This is a genomic window from Erythrobacter westpacificensis, from assembly GCF_039542285.1.
GTDB lineage: Bacteria > Pseudomonadota > Alphaproteobacteria > Sphingomonadales > Sphingomonadaceae > Alteraurantiacibacter > Alteraurantiacibacter westpacificensis.
Window position 1 is genome coordinate 145,548 of record NZ_BAABHV010000022.1, and the last position, 25,768, is coordinate 171,315.

At 64.9% G+C, this 25,768-nt stretch carries 24 protein-coding genes; 16 read left to right on the forward strand and 8 right to left on the reverse strand.

Translation table 11 applies throughout. From position 1 onward, the window contains the following. Positions 1-4: 4 nt before the first annotated feature. Positions 5-1,117: a Flp pilus assembly protein CpaB gene (gene cpaB / locus ABFX23_RS15860; RefSeq protein ID WP_346033953.1), complete on the reverse strand. Its 1,113-nt coding sequence runs from the start codon at positions 1,115-1,117 to the stop codon at positions 5-7. A gap of 75 nt (positions 1,118-1,192) precedes the next feature. Beyond that, positions 1,193-1,693, reverse strand: coding sequence for an A24 family peptidase (locus tag ABFX23_RS15865; RefSeq protein ID WP_346033954.1), 501 nt, complete (start codon positions 1,691-1,693; stop codon positions 1,193-1,195). Between the two features lie 156 nt (positions 1,694-1,849). On the opposite strand from ABFX23_RS15865, the gene ABFX23_RS15870 reads away from it, so the two are divergent. The 3 genes from ABFX23_RS15870 to ABFX23_RS15880 all read left to right on the forward strand — a co-directional run bounded on the left by ABFX23_RS15870 (position 1,850) and on the right by ABFX23_RS15880 (position 4,117). After that, entirely contained in the window at positions 1,850-2,752 is a 903-nt protein-coding gene (locus ABFX23_RS15870; protein ID WP_346033955.1) for an alpha/beta fold hydrolase, read from the forward strand. A gap of 8 nt (positions 2,753-2,760) precedes the next feature. Then, positions 2,761-3,861 carry an NAD(P)/FAD-dependent oxidoreductase gene (locus ABFX23_RS15875; protein ID WP_346033956.1) on the forward strand — a complete coding sequence of 367 codons (1,101 nt, stop codon included), beginning with the start codon at positions 2,761-2,763 and terminating at the stop codon, positions 3,859-3,861. 79 nt (positions 3,862-3,940) lie between these two features. Further along, a complete protein-coding gene (locus tag ABFX23_RS15880; protein ID WP_120076878.1) occupies positions 3,941-4,117 on the forward strand; it encodes a YegP family protein in 177 nt (58 codons plus the stop codon). Between the two features lie 3 nt (positions 4,118-4,120). Here ABFX23_RS15880 and rnhA read toward each other — a convergent pair whose 3' ends face one another. Genes rnhA through ispH form a run of 3 tightly spaced genes read right to left on the reverse strand, consistent with a single transcriptional unit; the run spans position 4,121 to position 6,512 of the window. After that, a complete protein-coding gene (rnhA, locus tag ABFX23_RS15885; protein WP_346033957.1) occupies positions 4,121-4,555 on the reverse strand; it encodes a ribonuclease HI in 435 nt (144 codons plus the stop codon). Further along, entirely contained in the window at positions 4,552-5,526 is a 975-nt protein-coding gene (thrB, locus tag ABFX23_RS15890) for a homoserine kinase (RefSeq protein ID WP_346033958.1), read from the reverse strand. Before thrB ends, rnhA begins: the two co-directional genes overlap by 4 nt. Positions 5,527-5,537: 11 nt before the next feature. Next, on the reverse strand, positions 5,538-6,512 hold the full coding sequence (gene ispH, locus ABFX23_RS15895) for a 4-hydroxy-3-methylbut-2-enyl diphosphate reductase (protein ID WP_346033959.1): 975 nt from the start codon (positions 6,510-6,512) through the stop codon (positions 5,538-5,540). 89 nt (positions 6,513-6,601) lie between these two features. On the opposite strand from ispH, the gene ABFX23_RS15900 reads away from it, so the two are divergent. From ABFX23_RS15900 to tatC, 9 genes are all read left to right on the forward strand, one after another. Then, positions 6,602-7,252 carry a hypothetical protein gene (locus ABFX23_RS15900; protein WP_346033960.1) on the forward strand — a complete coding sequence of 217 codons (651 nt, stop codon included), beginning with the start codon at positions 6,602-6,604 and terminating at the stop codon, positions 7,250-7,252. A gap of 44 nt (positions 7,253-7,296) precedes the next feature. Then, positions 7,297-9,042 carry an arginine--tRNA ligase gene (gene argS / locus ABFX23_RS15905; protein WP_346033961.1) on the forward strand — a complete coding sequence of 582 codons (1,746 nt, stop codon included), beginning with the start codon at positions 7,297-7,299 and terminating at the stop codon, positions 9,040-9,042. Between the two features lie 3 nt (positions 9,043-9,045). Then, a complete protein-coding gene (locus ABFX23_RS15910) occupies positions 9,046-9,753 on the forward strand; it encodes an SPOR domain-containing protein (RefSeq protein WP_346033962.1) in 708 nt (235 codons plus the stop codon). A gap of 85 nt (positions 9,754-9,838) precedes the next feature. Then, positions 9,839-10,858, forward strand: coding sequence for a beta-N-acetylhexosaminidase (nagZ, locus tag ABFX23_RS15915; RefSeq protein ID WP_346033963.1), 1,020 nt, complete (start codon positions 9,839-9,841; stop codon positions 10,856-10,858). Positions 10,859-10,863: 5 nt separating this feature from the next. After that, on the forward strand, positions 10,864-11,682 hold the full coding sequence (locus tag ABFX23_RS15920; RefSeq protein WP_346034039.1) for a segregation and condensation protein A: 819 nt from the start codon (positions 10,864-10,866) through the stop codon (positions 11,680-11,682). Beyond that, complete coding sequence (gene scpB / locus ABFX23_RS15925) at positions 11,675-12,361, forward strand: SMC-Scp complex subunit ScpB (protein WP_346033964.1); 687 nt, start codon at positions 11,675-11,677, stop codon at positions 12,359-12,361. Before ABFX23_RS15920 ends, scpB begins: the two co-directional genes overlap by 8 nt. Positions 12,362-12,392: 31 nt before the next feature. After that, positions 12,393-12,656, forward strand: a complete 264-nt coding sequence (gene tatA / locus ABFX23_RS15930; RefSeq protein ID WP_346033965.1) for a twin-arginine translocase TatA/TatE family subunit — start codon at positions 12,393-12,395, stop codon at positions 12,654-12,656. Between the two features lie 28 nt (positions 12,657-12,684). Then, complete coding sequence (gene tatB / locus ABFX23_RS15935; RefSeq protein ID WP_346033966.1) at positions 12,685-13,140, forward strand: Sec-independent protein translocase protein TatB; 456 nt, start codon at positions 12,685-12,687, stop codon at positions 13,138-13,140. Continuing rightward, positions 13,140-13,958 carry a twin-arginine translocase subunit TatC gene (gene tatC / locus ABFX23_RS15940; RefSeq protein WP_346033967.1) on the forward strand — a complete coding sequence of 273 codons (819 nt, stop codon included), beginning with the start codon at positions 13,140-13,142 and terminating at the stop codon, positions 13,956-13,958. The genes tatB and tatC overlap by 1 nt, the downstream gene beginning before the upstream one ends. A 90-nt stretch (positions 13,959-14,048) precedes the next feature. On the opposite strand, the gene ABFX23_RS15945 is transcribed toward tatC, so the two are convergent. The 3 genes from ABFX23_RS15945 to ABFX23_RS15955 form a co-directional block, all read right to left on the reverse strand. Then, positions 14,049-14,282, reverse strand: coding sequence for a hypothetical protein (locus ABFX23_RS15945; protein ID WP_346033968.1), 234 nt, complete (start codon positions 14,280-14,282; stop codon positions 14,049-14,051). 121 nt (positions 14,283-14,403) lie between these two features. Next, complete coding sequence (locus tag ABFX23_RS15950; protein ID WP_346033969.1) at positions 14,404-16,062, reverse strand: amidohydrolase; 1,659 nt, start codon at positions 16,060-16,062, stop codon at positions 14,404-14,406. After that, positions 16,059-16,961, reverse strand: a complete 903-nt coding sequence (locus ABFX23_RS15955; RefSeq protein WP_428831675.1) for an NAD(P)-dependent oxidoreductase — start codon at positions 16,959-16,961, stop codon at positions 16,059-16,061. The genes ABFX23_RS15950 and ABFX23_RS15955 overlap by 4 nt, the downstream gene beginning before the upstream one ends. Positions 16,962-17,063: 102 nt before the next feature. Between ABFX23_RS15955 and ABFX23_RS15960 the strand changes: the two genes are divergently transcribed. The 4 genes from ABFX23_RS15960 (at position 17,064) to ABFX23_RS15975 (ending at position 25,740) form a co-directional block, all read left to right on the forward strand. Then, complete coding sequence (locus ABFX23_RS15960) at positions 17,064-18,302, forward strand: threonine ammonia-lyase (protein ID WP_346033970.1); 1,239 nt, start codon at positions 17,064-17,066, stop codon at positions 18,300-18,302. A gap of 199 nt (positions 18,303-18,501) precedes the next feature. Further along, positions 18,502-19,353 carry an arginyltransferase gene (locus ABFX23_RS15965; protein WP_346033971.1) on the forward strand — a complete coding sequence of 284 codons (852 nt, stop codon included), beginning with the start codon at positions 18,502-18,504 and terminating at the stop codon, positions 19,351-19,353. 10 nt (positions 19,354-19,363) lie between these two features. Further along, entirely contained in the window at positions 19,364-21,517 is a 2,154-nt protein-coding gene (locus ABFX23_RS15970; RefSeq protein WP_346033972.1) for an autotransporter assembly complex protein TamA, read from the forward strand. Continuing rightward, the gene (locus tag ABFX23_RS15975) at positions 21,517-25,740 is read left to right on the forward strand and encodes a translocation/assembly module TamB domain-containing protein (protein ID WP_346033973.1); all 4,224 of its coding nucleotides are present in this window, start codon (positions 21,517-21,519) and stop codon (positions 25,738-25,740) included. Before ABFX23_RS15970 ends, ABFX23_RS15975 begins: the two co-directional genes overlap by 1 nt. Positions 25,741-25,768: the final 28 nt, after the last annotated feature.

Here is a 25,768-nt window from a genome sequence, read left to right on the forward strand (position 1 = left end):
GCGATCACCGCAGGGTCGACATGCCGACCGGGGCCACGCGGGCGCCTTCGCCCATTGCGCTGGCCTGACGGTCGAGCAGGGCACCCGCGCCGCGATCGACGGGAGTGACGGTGGTGGCCTTGCCGCGGGTCACGCGGACCGAAGGACCGGACGGCGTGGCGTTGGCCGAGATACCCGGCGCAACCTCGACGGGAGCCTGGGCAACGGCGGGTGCGCCGCGACGGTTGTCTCCGCCCTGTGCAGGCACGGTGCTGCGCTGGAAGCGGGAGACGTCGCCGCCGGTCTGGTAGGTCGTCGGCCCTTCGCTGGGGCGCGACATGGCGGCGCGCAGGATACGCTCTTCCTCTTCCGGCGTCGCGTCATCGGGCACGGCGATGTCACCCGATGCCAGCGCACGTTCCAGTTCGGCCTGGTTGTCGGCGATGGAGCGCAGCGAGAGGCTGAGCGTGCCGATCGTCTGGGCGACGGCAATCTTCTCGGCAAGGCGCGGCGTCACCTCCAGCGTCACCGTGCGGAAGGCGCGGACAATCGTGCGGCCGTCTTCGGTGGTGGTCGATTCGGTCGACTGGTCGGTGGCCAGCACGCGCAGGTTGGTGAGGATCGTCTCCGAAGCCTGCAGCGCATCGCCGCCGTCACCCGTCACGCGCTGCGTCAGCACCATGTCCACGCGGTCTCCCGGGAACACGAAGCCTGCAACGCCGGTGCGGGCAGAGACAGGCACGGTCACGGCGCGCATGCCCGGACCAAGCGCCGCGGCCAGGAAGCCACGGTCGCCCGGCGCGACGAGCGAGCCCTGGGTCACGGGTTCACCCGCGGTGATGGGGTGGCGGACCACGGTGCCGAGCAGCGCATTCATGTCGGCTTCGCCGTCGATGAAGTAGGCGTCCTGCACCAGTTCCTGCGGCCACAGCTGGTATGCCACGGCATCGGCAGTCACGATCGTGCCCACTGGCAGGCCGCGCTTGGCAACCAGCACTTTCGGGCCGGTCGGTTCAACCTCGGCAGCAGCCTCGGCTTCGGGTGCCGCAGCACCGGCGAACATGCTGCGGGCGAGCAGCGCCGTACCGATCGCAACGATCAGCGCCCCTACCAGCAGAATAACTTTCTTCTTGTCCATGGTGCGTCAAGCCCCCTCAGATGGTCCTTGCATTAAGGTTTCCGCCGAATACGGCAGGAGTGGTTAAAATCAGGTTCACTGGGCCACGGCAGCGGCGGCCGCGGCATTCATTGTCAGGTTGCTGATGGTCCAGAGACCGGCGGCGGAAATGGCCACGCCATAGGGCACGGCCCAGCGCGTCTTTTCTTTCTTGCGCCGGATCATCACGTTGCGGATGCCGACGACCAGGGTCAGCACGCCGCCCAGCAGCGCCATGATGATCACGAGCTTCAGCAGCACCAGCGGCGTCATCCAGAGCGCCAGCGCAGTCAGCAGCTTCACATCGCCGCCGCCCATCTGGCGCATGGCGAACAGGATGCTGCCGACAGCGAAAACGAGAAGGCCGAGTCCGATCTGGATGGCCACGTCCGGCCACAGCGAGAGGCCGCTGGCATACCAGTAGACAGGCGCACCGATTGCGATTGCGCCATTCAGCCAGTTCGCGATGCGGCGGCTCTTGATGTCGGTGAAAGCGGCCCACACCAGCGCGATTGCCAAGGCAGCGAGCAGTGCGTACGTGATCGGATCGTCTAGCATCGAGGCCCCCATTAGTCCTTCGAGCCTTGTGCTAGCGTGCATGGCTTACCAAAAAGTAACCAAAGGCAGGAGGACGGAATTAGCCAAGCAGACACCCTCGTTCCCGCGACTTTCGATCGCAGGGCCATTCCGGCGGACGCGCATGAGACGATGTGGATGGCCGAGGACGGCCACGAAATCCGCTTCATCGACTGGAGCGAGCCGCCTGCGGGCGTGACGGTGCGCGGTTCCATCCTGTTCATGGCCGGGCGCGGCGATGCCTACGAGAAGTATCTGGAAACGTTCGAACACTGGCGCTGCAAGGGCTGGCGCGTCAGCGCCGCGGACTGGCGCGGGCAGGGGGGATCGGGCCGCCTGGGCAACGATGATGCGACCGGACACATAGACGATTTCGCACTGTGGATCGCAGACCTGGCGCAGCTGTGGAAGCACTGGTCCGAAAGCCGCGAGGGTCCGCTGGTGCTCGCGGGCCATTCCATGGGCGGCCACCTGACACTGCGCGCGGTGCAGGAAAAGGCGCTGAACCCTCGCCCCGATGCAATGGTGCTTTCCGCTCCCATGCTGGACGTGTTTCCCGAATTCGTCCCCTTGCCGGTCAAGCGCTGGCTCTCCAGCGCGATGTCCAGCATCGGCGATGCCAAGCGTCCGGCATGGAAGATCAGCGAGAAACCGGGAAGCTCCATCGCCAACCGCCAGAAGCTGCTGACCCATGACGCGCAACGCTACGAGGACGAACGCTGGTGGCGCGAGCAGCGGCCCGAACTGCGCCTGGGCCCGGGTAGCTGGGCGTGGGTGCGCGCTTCGGCTTTCAGCTCGACTGCGATGTTCCGCCCTGGCGCGCTGGAATCGGTCTCCATCCCCGTCTTCATTGTCGCCACCGATGCGGACCGGCTGGTGAGCCCGGCGGCAATTCGCGCCGCCATTGCCCGTCTGCCCGATGCCGAGGCGCTTATCTTCGGGGAGGAGGCCCGCCACGAGATCCTGCGCGAGGAAGACGCGGTGCGCCTGAAAGCACTCGCCGCCATCGACGATTTCCTTGATCGCCGTGTAGCAAGCTGAGCCGTCGCATGACCGAAACCTTCGATATCGCCGTGATCGGCGCAGGCATGGCAGGCGCCAGCATCGCTGCCGAGCTTGCTCCTCACGCCAGCGTGGTGCTGTGCGAGGCCGAGGACCAGCCCGGCTACCACACCACGGGTCGCTCCGCTGCCTTTCGGGAGGAATGTTATGGCGGACCGGACGTGGTGCCGTTGACCCTCGCCTCGGGCGATTACCTGAAGGATGGCGGTTTCCTGAGACTGCGCGGGGGCCTTTATCTCGCGCGGGATGGGGAGGATGCGAAAGTCGAAGCATTCCGCAAGCGGTTTGCCGATTCGGGTGTAACGCTTCACCCTCTCGACCGCGTAGAACTCGAAAGTCGTCTGCCGGGCGTACGCGAGGAATGGACGCGAGCGCTGAGCCAGCCGAATTGTGCCGATATCGACGTTGCTGGCCTTCACCAGCACTACCTGACGCGCGCGAAGGCAGCAGGGGCGCAGCTTCGTGCGCGTCACCGGCTGCGAGGCGCGCAGCGCGACGGCGAGCAATGGCGGCTCGATTTCGGCGCGGCGGGAGAGCTTCGCGCGGGCGTGGTGGTGAATGCGGCAGGTGCCTGGGCCGATCATGTCGCTGGCCTGCTGGGCGCGCGCGCCCTCGGCATCCAGCCATTTCGCCGAACCGTGGTGCAATTGCGCGTCGATCCGGCACCCCAGCCGGACCTTCCGCTGACGCTGGATATTGCAGGGGATTTCTACTTTCGTCCGGACAACGGTCGCCTGTGGCTCAGCCCGCACGACGAGACGCCAAGCGAAGCGTGCGATGCTGCGCCTGAGGAATACGACGTGGCTCTTGCCATCGACCGGTTCCAGCAAGTCGTCGACTGGGAAATCGAGACGGTGGAACGCAAGTGGGCGGGACTGCGCAGCTTCTCTCCCGACCGGCTCCCGGTCTATGGCTACGATCCCGAAATCGACGGCGTGTTCTGGTTCGCGGGACAAGGCGGTTACGGCATCCAGACCGCGCCTGCCGCGGCCCGCCTCGGCGCGCAATTGCTGCTGCGACACCCGCGTGACGCGATGACCCACGAGCTTGATGAACAACTCTATTCGCCCGCGCGTCTGCGCGCGTAGAGCAGCTCGGAAAGCGGCCTAGCCAAGCCGTTCATCTTTGTTATGGTGGCCCGCGACCAACCAACGGGAGACCAGACGAATGGCACACCATTTCCAGATCTATAAGGACAAGGCCGGCGAGTTCCGCGTGCGGTTCAAGTACAACGACGAGATCATGTTCTCGACCGAAGGCTACGCCTCGAAAGCGAGTGCGAAGAACGCCATCGAATCGATCCAGAAGAACGGCCCGGGCGCGGAAATCGTCGACGAAAGCTGATTATCAGCGGGCGCTGTCGGCCGCATCGCTGGCGATGCGGTCGACGCGTTCGTTTTCCGGGTGGCCGTTGTGGCCTTTCACCCATTCCCACGTGATCCTGTGCGGCGCGGCCGCCTCGATCAGGTCATGCCACAGGTCGGCATTGCGCACCGGCTTCTTGCTGGCATTCACCCAGCCGCGCTTCTTCCACCCGTCGATCCACTTCGTCATGCCGTCAATCAGGTAACGACTGTCGGTATGCAGCGTTACCTCGCAGGGTTCTATCAGGGCATTGAGCGCGCGGATCGCCGCCGTCATTTCCATGCGGTTGTTGGTGGTTTCGGGATCGGAGCCGGATAGCTCCTTTTCGTGCCGTCCCATGCGCAGCAGGGCGCCCCAGCCGCCGGGGCCGGGATTACCCTTGCAGGCCCCGTCCGTGAAGATCTCGACGTGCTTCATGCCGCAAAGACCTCGGTTCCATTCGTGCGATAGAATTCCAGGCGGCGAACGAAGTCCATCGGGTCCTTCTTCGTCACCAGGGCATCGGCGGGTGTGTCTATCCAGTCCTGTGCACGGCTGGAGATGAAGCGGAGCGCCGCACCTTGCGCCAGCAAGGGCAGGGCCTCGCGCTCCTCAGGCGACAAGGCGCGCACGCTTTCGTAGCCTTCCACCAGCGCCTGCCCCACCTCGGCGCGGTAGCCATGGCCGTCGCCGCTGAAACTCCAGGCGGCGTGGGTGACGGCAAGGTCGTAGGCCATGGCATCGTTGCAGGCGAAGTAGAAGTCGATCAGCGCGCTGACTGTGTCGCCCAGCATCAGGACGTTGTCCGGAAACAGGTCCGAATGGATAACCGACTGGGGCAGGCCCTGCGGCCAGCCATCGGCGATCTTTTCCGCGACGGGGATGACATCCGGCAAGGCGGCATCGATCTTCGCCAGCGCGTCTTGTCCGCAGTCCGCCAGCACCCGCGCCGAAGCGTGGGGATCGAGATCGTTCGCGCGCGTGCCCGGAAAATCCTGTGCCGTCTCATGCATTTCCGCCAGCACCCGGCCCACGCTGCGCGCTTGTGCGGGCGTGGGATGATCGACGGATACGCCGGGCAGGAATTCGATCAGCGCCACCGCCTTTCCATGCAGCATACGGGACGATGCGCCGGACCTGTCGTGGATGGTGCGCGGCACCGGGCACCCGTTCGCCGCCAGGTGATCGAGCAGTCCGAGGAAGAACGGCAATTCCGCGATATCGATGCGGCGCTCGTACATCGTGAGGATGAAGCGCTTGCCGTTGGTCTCGCTGCCGGTGGTTTCCACCAGCCAGTTGGAATTGGAAACCCCTTCGGCAATACCCTTCGCGGACACGAGTTCGCCCACGTCGTATTCGGCGACGAGATCGGCCAGGACTTCTGCGGAAAGCTGCGTGTAAACGGCCATGTCAGCCGAGCCTATTCGGTGAGCTGGCGGGGCAGCTTGAAGACCATTTTCTCTTCCGCCGTCGTTATCTTTTCCTCGCTCACGGTGCGCCATTCGCCCAGCTTCGCCACCACTTCGCGCACCAGCACCTCGGGCGCGCTGGCCCCGGCGGTAATGCCGATGGTCTCCACGCCCTCGAGCCAGGCGGGATCGATCTCGGTCGCGCGCTGGATCAGGTGAGATGTCGTGCCGAGGCGCTCGGCCACTTCGACAAGGCGCAGGGAATTCGAGGAGTTGGGCGCGCCGATCACCAGCACGAGGTCGCAAGCGGGCGCCATGGCCTTGACCGCTTCCTGCCGGTTCGACGTGGCATAGCAGATATCCTCCGCCTTGGGCGCGACGATGTGGGGATAGCGCTCCTGCAGGGCGTTCACGATTTCGGCAGTGTCATCCACCGAAAGCGTGGTCTGCGTGAGGAAAGAGAGCTTGTCCTCTGCCGTGAAGGGCAGCTTCGCCACGTCCTCCACCGTTTCCACCAGCGTCATCTGCCCGGCCGGGACTTGGCCCATGGTGCCGATCACCTCCGGATGGCCCTCGTGGCCGATAAAGATGATGTGCTTGCCCTTTTCGATCAGGCGCTCGGCCTGCCGGTGGACTTTCGACACCAGCGGACACGTGGCGTCGACATAGATCATTTCGCGTCGCTGCGCCTCTGCCGGAACCGACTTGGGCACGCCGTGGGCGCTGAACACCACCGGCATGTCGTCCGGAACCTCGTCGAGTTCCTCGACGAAGATGGCGCCTTTATCCTTGAGGCCGTCCACCACGTAGCGGTTGTGCACGATTTCGTGCCGGACATAGACCGGGGCACCGAATTTATCGATCGCGCGCTCGACGATCTCGATAGCGCGATCGACACCGGCGCAGAAGCCGCGCGGCGCTGCGATCAGCACCTTCAGCGGCGATTTGTCGCCCGTGGGGCGATTTTCCTGAAAGGGGGCGTTCATGACCACGTCTCTAGCTGTTGTCGCCTACCCGCGAAAGGGCTAGGGCCTCGCGAACTGAAATTACTGCCTGCATTGAACAAGGAATGGGAATGAACGCTCGGATCGCAATACTTGCCGCTGTTGCCGGCCTCACGGTGCTGGGCGGTTGCCGGAGTGAAGGCGATATTGTGGTGGAGCAGGGCGTGGGCATCACCGCGCTGCGCTCGGTCTGCCCGGCAGTGGGCGTTCCCGACTATACCGGCGATGTGACCCTGTTCTCGCCCGCCGATGCCCGCACCGCCGACGCCATCGACGTGAGTGCCGCGATCACCAATGTCCGCTCCACCTGCGACGATACGGGCGAGCAGGTCTATTCCAGTGCCACGTTCGACGTGATCGCGACCCGCCGCGACACCACCGCGCCGCGCACCGTTTCGCTTCCCTACTATTCCACCGTCATGCGCGGCGGGACTTCGGTGGTGGCCAAGCGCATCGGCACGGTCGAGTTGAACTTTGCCGCAGGCGAAGCACGGGCGCAGGGCAGCGGCACTGCGGGCGCCGTGGTCAACCGCGCCGAGGCGACGCTGCCTGCCGATATCCGCGAACGCATCACGCGCCGTCGCCGCGCCGGAGACCAGTCCGCCGCCATCGATCCGCTGACCGAGCCCGATGTGCGCGCCGCCGTCGCCCGCGCCACCTTCGAACTGCTGGTGGGCTTCCAGCTGACCGAAGAACAGCTAGCCTACAACGCAACGCGTTAATCCGGCACTTTGCGCGGCCAGCCAAACAGGCTAACGGCTCGCCCATGTCCGAGAACAAGACCCTTTACGCCGCCTATGCGGAGAAGATCGATGCCGTGCTTTCCGCGCTGGAAGCGGAAGGCTCGCTGCCGCCTGAAACCAATCGCGCCAACGTGAGCGTGGAGACGCCGCGCGATCCCTCGCACGGCGACCTTGCCACCAATGCCGCAATGGTGCTGGCGAAGCAGGCAAAGACGAATCCGCGCGCGCTGGCAGAGAAGATCGTCGAGCACTTGGCGCGCGACCCCTCCATCACCAGCGCCGAGATCGCGGGCCCCGGTTTCATCAACCTGCGCCTGTCGCCTTCCGTCTGGCTGGACGAGGTCTCCGCTATCGCCGCAGCCGGCGACGATTACGGCAAGTCCTCCATTGGCGCAGGCACGCGGGTGAACATCGAATATGTCTCCGCCAACCCGACCGGCCCGATGCACATGGGCCATTGCCGCGGCGCGGTGGTGGGCGATGCGCTGGCCAGCCTGCTGGAGGCCGCCGGGCACGAGGTCATCCGCGAATACTACGTCAACGATGCAGGCGGCCAGGTCGATACGCTCGCCCGCAGCGCGCACCTGCGGTACCGCGAGGCACTGGGCGAGGATATCGGCGACATTCCCGAGGGGATGTATCCCGGCGAATACCTGATCCCGGTGGGCGAGGCGGCGGCCTCCGAATTCGGTCAGCGCTTCGTCAACGAGCCCGAGCACGAGTGGCTGCCGATCTTCCGCGCCTACGCGGTGGAGCGGATGATGGACGTGATCAAGTCCGACCTCGCCCTGCTGGGCATCGAGCATGACATCTTCTCGTCCGAGGCCGCCCTGCAGGCCGCGCAGAAGCCCGAAGCTGCCGAAGCGTGGATGCGCGAACACGATCTCGTCTACGATGGCGTGCTGGAAAAGCCCAAGGGCAAGACGATTGACGACTGGGAGCCTGTCGAGCTGCCGCTATTCCGCTCGACGAAGTTCGGCGACGACCAGGATCGCCCGATCCGCAAGAGCGACGGCAAGTGGACCTATTTCGGCGCCGACCTCGCCTACCACATGCAGAAGGCCGAGAAGGCTGATGCCCTGATCGACATCTGGGGCGCGGACCATGCCGGCACGGTGAAGCGTATCAAGGCTGCCGTTGCCGCGCTTTCGGAAGGGCAGGGCAAACCCATCCCCTTCGACGTGAAGCTGGTGCAGATGGTGCAACTGCTGCGCGGCGGAGAGCCGGTGAAGATGTCCAAGCGTTCGGGCAACTTCGTCACCATCGCCGACATGGTCGAGGAAGTCGGCAAGGACGTGGTGCGTTTCACCATGCTGACCCGCAAGCCCGAAGCCCAGATGGACTTCGACTTTGCCAAGGTGGTGGAAGCCAGCAAGGACAACCCGGTCTTCTACGTGCAGTATGCCCATGCCCGCATCTGCTCGATCCTGCGCAAGGCAAAGGAAGAGGGGATCGCGCCATCGGGTGCCGACCTCTCGGTGCTGGGGGAGGACGAGCTGGTGCTGATCCGGCAAGCCGCGCAGTTTCCGCGCGAAGTGGAAGCGGCGGCTCGTGCGCGCGAGCCGCACCGCATCGCCTTCTATCTCTATGATCTTGCAGCGGCTTTCCATGCTTTCTGGAACCTCGGCAACGACGATGCGAGAAAGCGCATCATCGTGGCACAGGAACCGGGCCTTTCGGCTGCAAGGCTTTTCCTCAGCCAGCAAATCGGGCAAGTCATCCGCAATGGTCTGGGCATTCTGGGTGTCGAGGCAGTTGAGGAGCTTTAGGCAATGAGTCTTCCGGCAGGGGGAAGGGGCACGAGGGGTATCGAGGATGCCCAGTTCGAAGATGCCTACGAGGCTGAGGAACAGCTGCCGCTGCAGGACGACGACGATGCCCTGCCCTGGCTGGAAGACGACGGTGACTACGAGGACGAAGGTGGCTTCGACGCACGCCTGATCTGGTTTGCACTGATCGGGCTGCTGGTTATCGCCGCGATCCTGTTCGGCGCCTGGTGGCTGCTGCGCGATCGGCCGGACGCCGAACTGATTGCCGATGGCACCACCATCGAAGCACCCGACGGTCCTTACAAGGAACGCCCCGAAGATCCCGGTGGCCGCGAGGTCGCTGGCACCGGCGATACCGCCTACGAAGTGGCGGAAGGGCAATCGACGCGTGGCATGCTGGCCGAAGACACTCCCGCGCCCGAACCCGACGCCGATGATGCGCAAGACGATGAGCAGGCTGAAGAGGTCGCGCCTCCCGGCGCCGCCTACGTGCAGATCGGTGCCTTCACCAGCCGCGCCGACGCAAGCGAGGCCTGGGTCAGCGCGCGTGGCCGCTATTCCGTGCTTTCGGGCATGCGCAACCGCATTGTCGAAGCGGAAGTGAACGGCGCGACCGTCTATCGCCTGCAAGCCATCGCGCCCAGTCGCGAAGCTGGCGATGCCACCTGCCGCGCCATCCGCAATGCGGGCGGCGACTGTTATATTCGCTGATCTGCTTCTTCCGAGCCTGTTTTCCCCGGCTGCTGTCCGGCAAATGCTTGCACCCTGGTAACGATTTGGGCCTAATTGCAGCCCTATGACGCCTGCGATTTTCAGTCTGTCCGGCCCCAAGCTGACCGAGGAGGAGCGCGCCTTCTTCGCTGAAGCGCAGCCAGCTGGATACATCCTGTTCGGTCGGAACGTGGAAAACCGCGAGCAGTTGCGGGCGCTGACCGATAGCCTGCGCGCGCTGCATGGGCGGGAAGACCTGCTGATCTCGATCGACCAGGAGGGCGGGCGCGTGTCGCGCATGAAGCCGCCCGAGTGGGACGCCTATCCTGCGCCCGGCGTCTTCGCGCAGCTTTACGATATCGCGCCCGCCAGCGCGATCCAGGCGATCCGCGCCAATGCGCAATTGCTGGCGCTGGACCTTGCCGAAGTCGGCATCACGGTGGACTATCACCCGGTGCTCGATATCCCGGCAGAGGGCGCGCACGACGTGATCGGGGACCGGGCGCTAGGCCGTGATCCGATGCAGGTGGCGGCGCTGGGCCGTGCCACGCTTGATGGGCTGAAGCGCGGCGGCGTGATCGGCTGCATCAAGCACATGCCCGGCCACGGCCGCGCCACTGTCGACAGCCACAAGGATCTGCCGGTCGTCGAGGCGAGCGAGGAGGAACTGGCGACGGATATCGCGCCGTTCGCCAAGCTGTCCGACGCGCCCATCGCCATGACTGCGCATATCCGGTTCACCGCGTGGGACGCCGCCAACCCGGCAACGCAGAGCGAATTCGTGATTTCGGAGATCATCCGCAAGCGCATAGGCTTCGATGGCCTGTTGCTGTCCGACGATATCGACATGCAGGCGCTCGAGGGTACCATTCCCGAACGTTCCGCCCGCGCGGTAGCAGCAGGTTGTGACCTCGTTCTCAATTGCTGGGGCAAGATGGACGACATGGTCGGCTCTGCCGAAGTGCTGCCCGCCATGTCCGATACCACGCGCGCGCGGCTGGACCGGGCGATGACGGGCGCGGGCCAGATCGCCGACGAAACCCCGCGCGAGGAACTGCTTGCGGCGCGCGATGCCTTTCTCGCGCTGGCGGGAGAGCGGGCATGACCGCGATGGACGAAGGCAACCTGATCGAGGCCGCCGACGCCGTAGATGGCGCAGCCGATGAATGGCAGGGCATTGCCGCACCCGGCAGGTCCGATTCCAGCGCGCTCTATATCGAACTCGAGAACTGGGAGGGGCCGCTGGACCTCCTGCTGGACCTTGCCCGGCGGCAGAAGGTCGATCTGAAATCGATCTCCATCCTCGCGCTGGTGGACCAGTATATCGATTATATCGAGCGGGCCGAGGCGCTGAAGCTGGAGATTGCCGCCGATTACCTGGTGATGGCGGCCTGGCTGGCTTACCTCAAGTCCGCGCTGCTGCTGCCCAAGGAAGAGCAGGAAGACCCGTCGCCCGAAGAGCTGGCGCTGAAGCTGCAACTGCGCATCGCCCGGCTGGGTGCCATGCGCGAGGCAGGCGCGCGGCTGATGGCGCGCGACCGGCTGGGGCGTGACGTGTTCGCGCGCGGTGCGCCCGAGGGGCTGAAGACGCTGCGCAACAACGTGTGGCAGTGCAACTGGTACCAGCTCGTGCATGCCTACGGGCAGGTAAAGCTGCGCACGGAGCCGGTCGTGCACATGGTGGCCAACCGTCCGGTCATGACTCTCGATTCCGCGCTGGACCGGGTCTCCGCCATGCTCGGCGTCTCGCTCGACTGGATGGAACTGCGCTCTTTCCTTCCCGCCAATGCAGAGCCGCGGCTGAAGAAGTCCGCGCTGGCCAGCAGCTTCCTCGCGGCGCTGGAACTGGCGAAGCAGGGCAAGGCGGAAATCAGGCAGGAGGAGATATTCGGGCCGCTGCACCTGCGCCGGGTGAAGGCCGATGCCTGATACGCTCGACAACCCGGACGACCTTGTCCGCGCTGTCGAGGCGTGCCTTTTCGCTGCGGAAGAGCCGCTGACACGGGAGCAGATCTCCGCCCACCTTGGCGATGCCGAGGTGAAGGACGCGCTTGCCGCCTTGCAGGAGCAATATGCGAAGCGCGGCATCAACCTGGTGGAGCGGGGCAAGCGCTGGGCTTTCCAGACCGCGCCCGACCTTGCCCACATCCTGCGGCGCGAGAAGGACCAGCTACGTCGCCTAAGCCGCGCTGCCACCGAAGTGCTGGCGATCATCGCCTATCACGAGCCCGTCAGCCGCGCCGAGATCGAGGCCATTCGCGGGGTGCAGACCAGTGGCGGCACGCTGGACGTGCTGATGGAAGCGGGCTGGGTGCGCGTGGCCGGACGCCGCGAAGTGCCGGGCCGACCGGTGATCTACGCCACGACAGCCGAATTCCTCGCCCATTTCGGGCTGGAAAGTCGCAAGGACCTGCCCGGTCTCGTCGAGCTTAAGGCATCGGGCCTGCTGGACCCGGTGGACGACGCCTACGAGGATCTGATGGAGCAAAGGTCCGCCGAAAACGCCGAGCCCGAGCTTGAGCCCGAGGAGGCGCAACCAGACGAGGCGGAAGCCCTCGCCGACGAATTCGATGCGGAGATGCTGGAAAAACCCGACGAAAGCGCCTAGACTCCGTTCCTGATGAATTTGGAGAATATTCGTGGGTAGCATTGGACCATTCCAGATCCTGATCATTGCGCTGGTGATCCTGGTCCTGTTCGGCCGTGGCCGCATCAGCGAGATGATGGGCGATTTCGGCAAGGGCGTGAAGAGCTTCCGCAAGGGCCTGAACGACGACGATTCGAGCGCGTCGGACGACAAGAAATCCTCGGCGCAGATCGAAGGCCCCTCGCACGAGGCAAAGCCTGCTGGCGAGACAGCCGAAACCGCATCGGCTTCAACCGGCGACAAGACCGCCTCCTAACCTCCTGCCAAGCGAGCGCCGCTGAGCCATGTTCGATATCGGCGCAACCGAACTGTTGCTGATCATTGTGGTGGCGATCCTCGTGATCGGTCCCAAGGACATGCCGCTCGCCATGCGCACGGCGGGCCGCTGGATCGGCAAGTTTCGCAAGCTTTCCGGCCATTTCCGCACCGGGCTCGACGCCATGGTGCGCGAGGCCGAGCTGGAGGACATGGAGAAGAAGTGGAAAGCGCAGAACGAGAAGATCATGCGCGAGCACCCGGAGGGCGTGCCGGGCCAGATGGAGCCGACAGGCGCCTATCCTCCTGAAAAAGCTGCCGAGTTGAAGCGCCTGGCGCAGGAGAAGTCCGCCGCCAACGAAAAGTCCGGCGAAACGGTTTCTGGCGCAGAAGCCAAGGCGGCGACGGCCAAGCCCGGGACAACGGCCGCCAGCGATGAAAAGTCCGCACAGTCGGCTGCCACGCCATCGAAGGACGAGGGCTGATGGCGTTCAAGATTTCCGACCTCGACGATACCCAGGCCCCCCTCATGGAGCACCTGATCGAGCTGCGCGGGCGACTGGTGAAGGCGGTCCTCGCACTCGGAATCGCCTTTGCCGTGTGCCTCTATTTCGCCGATGACATCTTCGGCATCCTCGTGCGCCCGTTGACCGAGAGTTTCGGCGAGGGCAACGGGCGGCTGGTCTACACCCAGCTTTACGGAGCTTTCTTCGTCGAGATCAAAGTGGCGCTGTTCGCCGCGTTCTTCGTCAGTTTTCCGATTATCGCCAACCAGTTGTGGGCCTTCGTTGCACCGGGTCTCTATGCGCGCGAGAAGCGGGCCTTCTTGCCGTTCCTGATCGCGACGCCGGTGCTGTTCACCATGGGCGCCTGCCTTGCCTATTTCGTGGTGATGCCGCTGGCCTTCCCGTGGTTCCTGGGGTTTCAGGGCAACGTTGGCGGGATCGATGCCGAAGCGCTGCCCGAAATGGGCCAGTACCTCGACCTGGTCATGCGCTTCATCCTCGCATTCGGGATAAGCTTCCTGCTTCCCGTCCTGCTGATGCTGCTCAATCGCGCTGGCCTCGTCTCGCGCGACCAGCTGGTTTCGGCGCGCAAGTACGTGATCGTGCTGGTGGTGGCGCTGGCGGCCATCGTCACCCCGCCGGACGTGATTTCGCAACTGGTGTTGGCCGTGCCCCTGCTGATGCTTTTCGAAGGATCGCTGATCCTGATGAAGATCACCGAACGCCGCGATGCGGAACGCAAGAAGGAAGAAGCGGCAGAAGCGGTGGCCGAGGCTGGCGACGACAAGACCGACTGACGCGTGTCTCGCATCTGCGAAGCTTATCGATAGCACAAACAAGAACGGGGCCGCAGGGCCCCGTTATCGTATCAGGTATCGTGCGCCAGCTTAGGGGCTGGTGGGCAGCTGTTCATCATCGTCGCTGAGGGCAACCACCACGCCAGCCACGATTAGGCCCGCCGCGGCCAGGGCCAGGAAGATGCCACCGTTGCCGTCTTCGCCAAGTTCCTCGGCGTTCTGGATTTCGGCGGCGGCGCGTTGCGCCATGTCGCTTTGTGCAAGAACAGGCGTGGCGACCAGGGCCACACCGGCGGCGATGGTGGTGAAAAGCTTTTTGCTCATGGTCTCTGGTACCCCCAAAATTTCGAATCTCGGCCTTCTAATGCCGATAAAGTGAAGCAATTGCAAAGGGAGAGGTGACGAGGCAGCCAATTAGGCGCACACCTGTTGTCCCGGCGACACGCTACTCCAATTCGTGATCGTAGACCCGCTGGCCCGCAATCCATGTTTCCAGCACCTCGATATCGCGTATCTGGTCGGCATTGGCCATCAGCGGATCGGCGCTGAGCATCACGAAATCGGCTCGCTCCCCTTCGGCCAGACGGCCGAAGCGGCCCTCGGCAAAGCCCGCGTAGGCAGCGCCTGCAGTGTAGGCGGCAAGGGCCTGTTCCCGGCTGATCGTTTCCTCTGGGCGCCAGCCGCCGAAAGGCTCTCCCTCCGCGTTCGTTCGGCTGATCGCCACGGCAAGCCCTGCGAGAGGATCGACCGGCTCCACCGGCGCATCGGTGCCGAATGCCAGGTGTCCGCCCGCCTCGAGGATCGAGCGCCAGGCATAAGCGCCGCCGAGCCGGTCTTCGCCCAGCCGCGCCTCGGCCATCATCATGTCGCTGGTCTGGTGGACGGGCTGCATCGAAGCGATGATGCCGTGCTGGCCGAAGCGTACGAGGTCCGCCGGATCGACGATCTGCGCGTGTTCGATGCGCCAGCGGCGGTCTCCGGAATAATCCTCCGAAAGCTCCTCTATGGCATAGAGCGCCTCGCGGTTGGCGGCATCGCCGATGGCGTGCACGGCGACCTGGAAACGGTCCAGCGCCGCGCGGCTCATCAGGTTGCGCAGCTGCGTACCGGAAAGCAGGGGCAGGCCGCGGTTGCCGTGGTCGTCCTCGTAATCGGCGTTCAGCAATGCCCCGCGAGAGCCGAGCGCGCCGTCGAGGTAGAGCTTCACGCCGTTGAGGCGGAGGCGATCGTCGTAGAGCCACTGCGTGGGGGCAGGTCCGCCGATCAGCAGCATGGTATCCACGCTGTCGGCATAGGACATGACGCGAACCCGCAAACGCCCGGCATCGCCGGCGCGGCGGATGGTCATCCAGTCCTCCACGCTCGTGCCCATGTCGGCAACAGCGGTGATGCCGTTGCGCAGCAGCAGGTTCTGCGCGTTGTGCAAGGCCAGGTCGCGGTCCTCGGGCAGAGGCGGGGGCACGACATCGTCGATCAGCGGCATGGCCGCGTCCACCAGTACGCCGGACGGATTGCGGCTGCCGGGCAGGCGTTCGATACGGCCGCCTTCCGGATCGGTTGTGGAGGCGGTTACTCCGCCTGCTTCCAGCGCGCGCGTGTTGGCCCAGCCTGCGTGCCCGTCGACGCGTTGCAGCCAGACCGGACGGTCGGAGACGACTTCGTCGAGTTCGGCGGCGGTGGGGAAGCGGCCGAGACCCCAGCGCTCCTGGTTCCAGCCACGCCCGATGATCCACGGACGATCCGGGTAAGCGGCGGCATAGGCGGCGATGCGGGAAAGCGCCTCGTCAAGCGAATTGGTTTCCGACAGGTCCAGCACCAGCGTGCCGAGGCCCAGTTCCATCAGGTGCAGGTGCCCGTCGACGAAACCGGGCACTACCGTGCGTCCCTCACCATCGATCCGATAGTCGATTTCGCGGGTGGGACGGTCTCCGAAGTCGAGCAGTTCGGAAATGCGTCCGTCCTCGTCCACCACCATGCCTGCGAAACGGTCTATCGTCCCGTCGCGCATCACGGACACGCCTTCGATGTTGTCGATGTGGGTATCGGCGAGAGAGGGGGTCGCCATCAGCAGGCCGGCCGCGAGCGCGGCGTGACGCAGGTTCATCGCGAAACCTCCGGAAGGTGGCGGATCAGTGCGCTGGTATCCTGCCGCGCGCCGCCCTGCGCCTGCACCTGCGCGTAGAACTGATCGACCAGCGCGGTGACGGGCAGCGAAATGCCAACCTCCTTGCCCTCGGCCATGGCTATGGCCAGGTCCTTGCGCATCCAGTCTATCGCGAAGCCGAAATCGAATTCGCCCTTCACCATGGTTGGCCAGCGGTTCTCCATCTGCCAGCTTTGCGCCGCGCCGCCGCTGATCGCTTCCAGCACCTTGTCGGTATCGACGCCGGTGGCCTGCGCCAGCCGCACGCCTTCCGAAAGGCCCGCCAGCACGCCAGCGATGCACACCTGGTTTACCGCCTTGCACGCCTGGCCAGCGCCTGCATCGCCTACGTGGACGATACGCGCCGCATAGGCTTCCATCACCGGAGTTGCCGCGGCCATGGCATCGTCGGAGCCGCCGCACATGATCGCCAGCTTGCCGTTCTGTGCGCCCGCCTGTCCGCCGGATACCGGCGCATCGACGAACATCACCCCGTGCGCGCTTGCTGCCTCGGCCAGTTCGCGGGCCAGAGCGGGGGAAACGGTGGTATGATCGACCAGTGTGGCCCCGCGCTTCATCGCTTCCAGCGCGCCCGCCTCGCCCAGCAACACGCTGCGCACGTCGTCGTCATTCCCAAGACAGGCGAGCACCACGTCGCAGTCCGCAACGGCTTCCACCGGGGTGGCGGCGGTAGAGACATCGACCCCGCGCTGCGCCAGGTTCTCCCGCCATTTCGCGGACTTGGCAGCCGTGCGATTGTATCCGATGACCTTGTGCCCGGCGCTGGCGAGATGACCGGCCATAGGCCCGCCCATGACGCCAAGGCCGAGGAATGCGACTTTGCGTGGTTCAATATCCATGGCGCGCAGCGATGCCCAATCTCTTGGGCCAAGGCAATCTTTGTCAGCGAAATGCGAGCGGCCTATTTCCCTATGCGCCCCCTTGGGCTAGGCGCACGGGCCATGACGGGATCAGAACAAAGCCTAGCCCCAAGCCTGACGCTGGATGACGTGCGCGCCGCTGCCAAGCGCATCAAGGGCGCCGTGGTGCGCACCGCCACCATGCACTCGCAGACGCTTTCCAAAATCCTTGGCGCGGATATCTGGCTGAAGTTCGAAAACCACCAGTTCACCGCCGCCTACAAGGAGCGCGGCGCGCTCAACGCCCTGCTGCTGCTGAGCGACGAACAGCGCCGGCGCGGCGTGATCGCGGCATCGGCGGGCAACCATTCCCAGGGCTTGTCCTACCACGGCACCCGGCTCGGCGTGCCGGTCACCATCGTGATGCCGCGCACCACGCCCACCGTGAAGGTGATGCAGACCGAGAGCGTCGGCGGCAACGTGGTGCTGGAGGGCGAGACCTTCGACGAGGCTTATGCCCATGCGCGCAAGCTGGAGCAGGAACTGGGCCTCACCTTCGTCCACCCGTTCGACGATCCCAATGTCGCCGCTGGGCAGGGCACCGTGGCGCTGGAAATGTTCGAGGATGCACCCGAGATCGAGACCATCGTGGTTCCCATCGGCGGCGGTGGCCTCATCAGCGGCATGGGCACGGTGGCAAAGGCGCAGGATCATCCGGTCGAGGTAATCGGGGCCGAAGCCCGGCTTTATCCCAGCAGCTACAACGCCTGGGCGGGCGCGGACCTGCCTTCGGGCGGCGATACGCTGGCAGAAGGCATCGCCGTGAAGGAACCGGGCAAGTTTACCCAGAAGGTGATCGAGAAGGTTGTCGACGACATCCTGCTGGTGGAAGAGCGCCACTTGGAGGAAGCCGTCTCCCTGCTCTTGCAGATCGAGAAGACCGTGGTGGAAGGCGCCGGCGCTGCCGGGCTGGCCGCCGTGCTGGCGCACCGAGAGCGGTTTGCGGGCAAGAAGATCGGCCTGGTGCTGTGCGGCGGGAATATCGACACGCGCCTGCTGGCCAACGTGCTGCTGCGCGACCTTGCCCGCTCCGGCCGCCTCGCGCGGCTACAGATCACCCTGCAGGATCGCCCCGGCGCGCTGTTCAAGGTGATGCGCGAATTCGACCGGCATAACGTCAACATCCTTGAAATCTATCACCAGCGCATTTTCACCAACTTGCCCGCGAAAGGTTTGGTGACGGACATCGAATGCGAGGCGCGCGACCGCGAGCAGCTCGATGCGCTGGTCGCATCTCTGGTGGAAAAGGGCTACTCGGTCAGCCAGGTCGAGCTGAATTAACCATCGCGCGGCCGCACAATGTGACCCGCAATGGGGCGTTCGCAGTGCGCAAAAAGCTATTTGTGGAAATTAATCCTGCGAATGGCAGTTTATATGGTTAACATGGTTCAACACGCGATTCCCGCCAGTCATAAAGGTGGAAACCGCGTGGCTTGAACCGCGTTGCAACTGAAAGTCAGAAAGAGGATCGCTAGCCCAAGTGTCGGCACCCGTTCGCTTCCCCCGCTTTTTCGTGACCAGCCCTGCGCCGTGTCCGTACCTGCCGGGGCGGACGGAGCGGAAGGTGTTTACCGAGTTGAAGGGGCCGCACGCGGAACAACTGAACGACGCGCTGGGCCGTATCGGTTTCCGTCGTAGCCAGACCGTGGCCTATCGCCCCAGTTGCGAGGGCTGCAAGGCCTGCATTTCCGTTCGCGTCGCGGCGAAGGAATTCAAACCTTCAAACTCGCAGAAGCGCACGGTGAAGGCCAACAGCGACCTCGTCGTAACCGAATGCCGCCCGTGGGCAACCGAAGAACAATTCGCCCTGCTGCAACGCTATCTGGAACATCGCCATCCCGGCGGCGGCATGGCCGCGATGGACGAGGTGGACTACGCCGACATGGTGGAGCACACCAGCGTATCCAGCTTTGTCATTGAATACAGGGAACCTTCTGCCGACGGCTCCGTTGGCCGATTGGTCGCAGCTTGCCTGACTGACAGGCAGGCCGATGGGTTGTCGATGATCTACAGCTTCTACGACCCCGAACTGGAGCATCGTAGCGGGCTTGGGAACTACGTCATTCTCGAACACATCAGGCGGGCGGCGGAAGCTGACCTGCCTTACGTGTATCTCGGCTACTGGGTCGAAGGGTCGGAGCGGATGCAGTACAAGGTGCGCTTCCGTCCGCTCGAAGCCCTTGGCCCCGATGGCTGGCGTCGCATGTCCGAAGACGAACAGCGCGGCCTTATCGAAAGCGTGGCCAAGGGCTCTTGCGGACGCGCTCCTGCGACCGATGGCGGATCGAAAGACAACACGCCGGGCCTGCAGGAGGAATACAAGCTCACTTGAGCTGGCCTGCATGATTTCCCGTAATTTCAGACAGACAGGTACGGCGCTGGCCGCGACGCTTGCCTTGCTCGCCGGCCCTTTCGCGCAGCCGGTCGCCGCGCAGCAGCGCCAGGATACGCCCAGCCTGGAAGACCTTATCCCGGATTCCGCTGTCGAGAACCCCGAGGAATGGGCTTCGCAAGGCGTGCCTGCGGCTGACGAGGCCGATGCCGAGGAGCAGGTTCCACTAGCGGCCGATGCACCGCTGGCCGAAATGCCCATGATCACGGTGCCGTGGCCCGAAGAGATCGCCCTGCCGCAACTCGCGCCGCTGGAGACCGAAGAGGACATCGAATTCGTCCAGTTCGAAGACGAGATTCCCCGGGTGCGCACCGGCAGCGAGGAGCGCATTTCCGAAGAGCTGGTGCTGGTGTTCCCCAACGACCGATCGCTCTTCCCCCAGCGGGACGAGTTTCTGGAGCGGTTCGAATCTCTCTCCACGGTCGAGGAATACGATGACGAGGGCAATATCGCCCGTCTCGCCGTGCAGGCGCGCGAAGACGAGGCGCTGCTGGCCGAGCTTCTGCGCGTTTACGGCTATTTCGATGCGCAATTGATACGCTCGGTCGGCGATATCGAGCAGACGGTGGAGACCGATCTCGATCCGCCCGCCGTGCGCTTCGATATCATACCGGGCAACCGCTACACCGTGGGCGCAATCGACCTGGGTAACCTGCAAGCTGCCGGGGACCAGTACGAGTCGCTGCGCCGCGCGTATGATATCCAGGTGGGCGATCCCATCTCGCTCGACGAGATAGAGGCCGAGCAATTCGACCTCGACCGGGCGCTGGGCGAAAGCGGCTTTCCGTTCGCCACCATCGACGCGCCGTCCCTGCTGGTGGATCACGACCGTGACGAGGGCGATATCACCATGCCGGTGGAGCCGGGTGGCCGCTATCGTCTTGGCGAAGTCATCAGTTCCGATCCCGAATTCCTTTCCAGCCGCCATCTCACCCGCATTGCCCGGTGGGACGAAGGCGACATCTACCGCCGCAGCGACGAGCTGGATCTGCGCCGGGCAATGCTGGCCACTGGCCTTCTGGGATCTGTCGAACTGACGCCGATCGTGGTGCAGGAACCGACCGAGACCGAGCCCGGCGTGGTCGATATCCAGGCGGATCTGACAAAGGCCCCGCTGCGCACGCTGGCTGGCAGCATCGGCTACGGCACGGAGGAAGGCATCCGGCTGGAGGGCAGCTGGGAGCACCGCAACCTGTTCCCGCCCGAAGGGATGCTGCGAGTGCGCGGCATTGCGGGCACGCAGGAGCAATTGCTGGGAGTGACCTTCCAGAAGAACAACTTCTACGGTCGAGACCGGATTTTCGCGGTCGATGCCTTTGCGACCACCATCGATACCGACGCCTACGATGCCGAGACCGTGTCCCTTGTGGCGCGCTACGAACGGCTCAGCACGCTGCTTTTCCAGAAACCGTTTTCCTGGGGCACGGGTTTCGAGCTTGTCTACACGAACGAGGCGGAAGCGAAGGTAAAGGGGCAGAAATCTTCCAGTATCGAATATCTCATCGGAGCCTTGCCCTCGTTCGTCCAGTTCGACACGTCCGACAGCCTGCTCGATCCGACCGAAGGCTTCCGCATTCGCGCCAGTGTGTCCCCCGAAATCTCGCGCGTGTTCGAAAGCAATTCGACCTATCTGAAAACGCAATTCGACCTCGCCACCTATCAGGAGGTTTCCGATGGCGTGGTGCTGGCTGCGCGGGCGCGCCTCGGCTCGATCATCGGTGCCGATCTTGCTGCGATCGCACCCTCTCGCAGGCTCTACGCCGGCGGCGGGGGATCGGTGCGGGGCTATGGCTACCAGTCGATCGGCCCGACCAATGCGCTGGGCACTCCCAACGGCGGGCGCTCGCTCGTGGAAGCTTCGGTAGAAGCGCGGATCGACACCGGCTTCATGGACGGGGCAGTCTCCGTCGTTCCCTTCGTGGATGCCGGAACGGTATCGCGCAGCACGACGCCGACCTTCGACGATATCCGCTTCGGAGCGGGCGTTGGCGTGCGGTATGAGACCGGTTTCGGGCCCTTGCGGGTCGATGTCGCGGTGCCGTTGAACAAGCGCGAAGAGGATAGCTGGGTCGCCGTTTACGTTGGGCTGGGTCAGGCGTTCTGATGGCTGACGACGTGATCATGGACGAGGGGCCGGAAGAGGACGGCAAGGTGCAGGGCGAGGGCGGCAAGCGCCGTATCCCGATCCGCATCCTGAAAGGCATCGGCTGGGTGCTGGCCGCGCTGGTGGGCCTGGTGCTGCTGGCCGTGGCTTTCCTGCACACGCCGCCCGGACGCCAGTTCATCGTCGACCAGATCAGCAAGGTGGCCCCTGCCTCGGGCCTGAAAGTCGAGGTGGGCGAGATCGATGGTTCAATCCTGTGGAGCAGCACCTTCAAGGATGTGAAGTTCTACGATGCCAACGACACGCTGTTCCTGGAGGTGCCGACCATCGACCTCAACTGGCGGCCCCATCGCTGGTTCACCAGCGGTCTGGACGTGCGCCACCTCGTGCTGAACGACGGGACGCTTTACGCCGCGCCGGAGCTCAATCCCGGCGATCCCGACGCGCCGGTCCTCCCCGATTTCGACATTCGCGTCGATCGCTTCGTGATCGACGACCTGACCGTTGCCGAAGGGCTGCTGGGCGAGCAGCGTACCATCGACTTTGCGGCGGAGGCGGATATCCGCGACGGGCTCGTCTACCTTGATGCAGATGGCGCATTCGGCGGCGGTGACGAATTTGCCGCGCTGGTCCATGCCGAGCCCGACGGCGACCGTTTCGACCTCGACCTGAACTGGCAGGCACCTGCAGGCGGCTTTCTTGCCGCTATGGTGGGGGCGGAGGAAGACCTCGCGATCACGCTGGAAGGTGATGGTACCTGGACGTCATGGCAGGGCGACCTTCTGGCCACGCAGGGCGGCGGCGAACTGCTCGACTTCGATATCTACAACGAAAGTGGCCAGTATCGTTTAGTGGGACAGGCGCGGCCGGGTGCCTACGTCGAGGGCCTTCCCGCCCGTGCGCTGGGCGACCTTGTTACTCTCTCTGCGTCGGGCACGCTGGTGGACTCGGTGCTGGAAGGCGATTTCGTGATGCGCGCGCGCGGCGTGAACGCCGATGGCGACGGCGCGATTGACCTTGCCGACAATGCCTTCCGTGATTTCGACATCGGCGTACAACTGCTGGACGCGACCTTGTTCTCGCCCGACGTGGCGCTGAACGGGCTGGACCTGCAGGGCACGCTCAACGGCCCGTTCCGCGAGCTGGCCATGCCGCACACGCTGACGGTGGACGAGATCGATGCAGGCGGGATCGTCGTCTCCAACGTTGCGCAGCAAGGCACGCTGACCTTCGACGGCACCCGCGTGACGGTGCCGGCCGATGCTGCCATCGGGCGCATCGTCAGCGGCAACGAACTGTTCGATCCGCGCCTCGTCGACGGCAGCCTCGACGGCACCATCGTCTATGCCGGGAACGAGATCCTGTCGGACGACCTCGCCGTGCAATTCCGCGGCCTTCGCGCACGGCTCGGCCTCAACAGCAATCTCGATACCGGCCTCACGCGCGTGAATGGCCCCGTCAATATTGCCGACCTCGCATTCGAAGGCGTGGGTACGGTGGATGCAGGCGCGCAGATCCGTTTCCGCATCGGTGGCGATGCCCCCTGGATGCTGCGCGCAGAGCTTCAGGGCCGTGTCGACCAGGTGACGAACGAGACGATCACCACGATTGCCGGCGAGGACATCAGGTTCGACGGCGGCATCGCCCTGGGCGGCGAAATGCCGCTGTCTTTCAATGCCATGTCCATCAACGCCACCAAGCTTACCGCCACGCTCGACGGGCGGGTGGATGACGCGGGCACCAGCGTTGTCGGCAGTGGGCGGCACACCGAATATGGCCCGTTCACCGTGGAGGCAACGCTGGCGGAGGATGGCCCATACGTCGAGCTGGTGCTGGCAGACCCGCTTCCCGCCGCAGGTCTTGCCGATGTGCGCGTGAGCATTGCCCCCTCCGACGATGGTTTCGCCATCGAGACCGAGGGCATGTCCACGCTGGGCGAATTCAGCGGTGAGCTCGGCTTTATCTCCCGTGAGGATGGCACTTCGGCCATTCGCATCGACCGGCTCGACGTGGCCGAGACACGCGTCAGCGGCACGCTCGACCTCGTCGATGGCGGCGTGGCCGGGACGCTGGACGTCGGCCGCGGCGGACTGGACGGTACGATCGACCTTGCCGTGCGCGATGGCGGGCAGGGCTTCGATATAGACCTGGTGGCGGACGGCGCACGCTTTGGCGGGGTAACGCCGATCATGATCGCGGGCGGCACCGTGGAAGCCAGCGGCCTGATCGCCGAAGGCAACACCACGATCACCGGCAACGCGAACCTGCAGGGTCTTTCCTACGGCAACATCTTCATCGGTCGCCTTGCCGCGCAGGCAGAAGTGGTGAACGGCACCGGCAGTTTCGATGCCGCACTCACCGGATCGCGCGGCAGCCGGTTCGAGCTGCTGGTGAACGGCCAGGTCTCGTCCGAGAGGATCGCCGTTGCCGTGGACGGCTCCTACGGCGGACGCGACATTTCCATGCCACGCCGAGCCGTGTTGCTGGCGCAGGAAGGCGGCGGCTGGGAACTGCAACGCTCGCAGCTTTCCTATGGCGACGGCTTCATCATCGCCAGCGGCACTTTCGGCGGCGAGGCCGCGCCGCAGGGCCGCGTCGCACTCAGCGACATGCCGCTGGGCCTTGTCGGCGCGCTTTCGGGTGATCTCGGGCTCGGCGGCGAGATTTCCGGCGTGATCGAACTTTCGGCAGCACCAAGCGGCCTGCCGGTAGGCGAGGCACGGCTGATGGTGGACGACCTGACGCGCTCCAGCCTGCTGCTCACTTCCGAACCCATGGATATCGCGCTGGTGGCCCGGCTTTCGGAAACCGACCTGCAGGCCCGCGCGGTGATGGAAGACAATGGCAGCGCCGATGGCCGACTGCAGGCCCGCATTTCCAACCTTGCGCAAAGCGGCGGCCTGGTGGAACGGCTCTACAATGGCGACCTCAACGGGCAGTTCCGTTTCAACGGTTCTGCGGCAACGCTGTGGCGCCTTGCAGCGATAGACCTGCTGGACATGACCGGCGACATTTCCGTGGCCGCCAACGTACGCGGCACCCTGGGCAACCCGCAGGTTCGCGGTTCGATGTCGGGCGACGACCTGCGCATCCGCAGCGGGCTCACCGGCACCGACATAACCGGCGTGGAGGCGCGCGGCACTTTCACCGGATCCCGCCTGGCAATCACCCGCTTTGCCGGCAACGCGCCGAACGGCGGGCGCGTGTCGGGCAGTGGGTTCGTCGACCTGTCCGATATCTCGGCAGAGCGCGGCCCGCAGATCGACCTGCGCATAGCCGCGCGCAATGCCGAGATCCTCGACCTTGAGAACATGGGCGCGACCGTAACCGGCCCGATGCGCATCGTTTCCAACGGCGTGGGCGGCACGATTGCCGGGCAGCTCGAAGCGAGAAGCGCGCGCTGGTCGCTCGGCAGTTCCGAAGTCCTTGCCGAACTGCCGAACGTCGCGATACGCGAGGTCAACCGCCCTGCCGATATCGCGCCCGCCGCCACCGCGACGCAGCCGTGGCGCTTCCTGATCGACGTGCGCGCGCCCGGCGGCATCCGGGTCGAAGGCATGGGGCTGGACAGCGAATGGCGCACCGAGAACCTGTTGCTGCGCGGCACGACCGACGATCCGCGCGTGGGTGGCTCCGTCTCCATCGTGCCGCGGCAGGGCTTCTATTCCTTCGCGGGCACCCGTTTCGAGATTACGCGCGGCGAGATCGACTTCGACCAGAGCGTGCCCATCGATCCGCGCATCGACCTGACGGCGGCGACCGACGTAAACGGCATCAGCGTCGAGGTCGACGTGACCGGCAATGCCAGCCAGCCGCAGATCACCTTCTCCTCCACCCCGGCCCTGCCGGAAGAGGAGCTGCTGGCGCGGCTGTTGTTCGGTGGCTCGATCACCGATCTTTCCGCCACCGATGCGCTGCAACTGGGCGCGGCCGTCGCATCCTTGCGCGGCGGCGGGGGTGTTGGCCCGATCAACCAGTTGCGCAATGCCGTGGGCCTCGATCGCCTGCGCATCATCGGGGCGGACCCGGCGCTGGATCGCGGCACGGCCGTGGCGCTGGGCAAGAACTTCGGCCGCCGCTTCTATGTCGAGATCATCACCGATGGCGCGGGCTACAACGCCAGCGAGCTGGAGTTCCGGGTGACGAGCTGGCTGAACCTGCTGGCCACGGTCAGCACCATCGGACGCCACCAGGCCGCAGCGGAATACCGGCGGGACTACTGAGGCAGCAGTCCGGTGGACGTGGCGCACG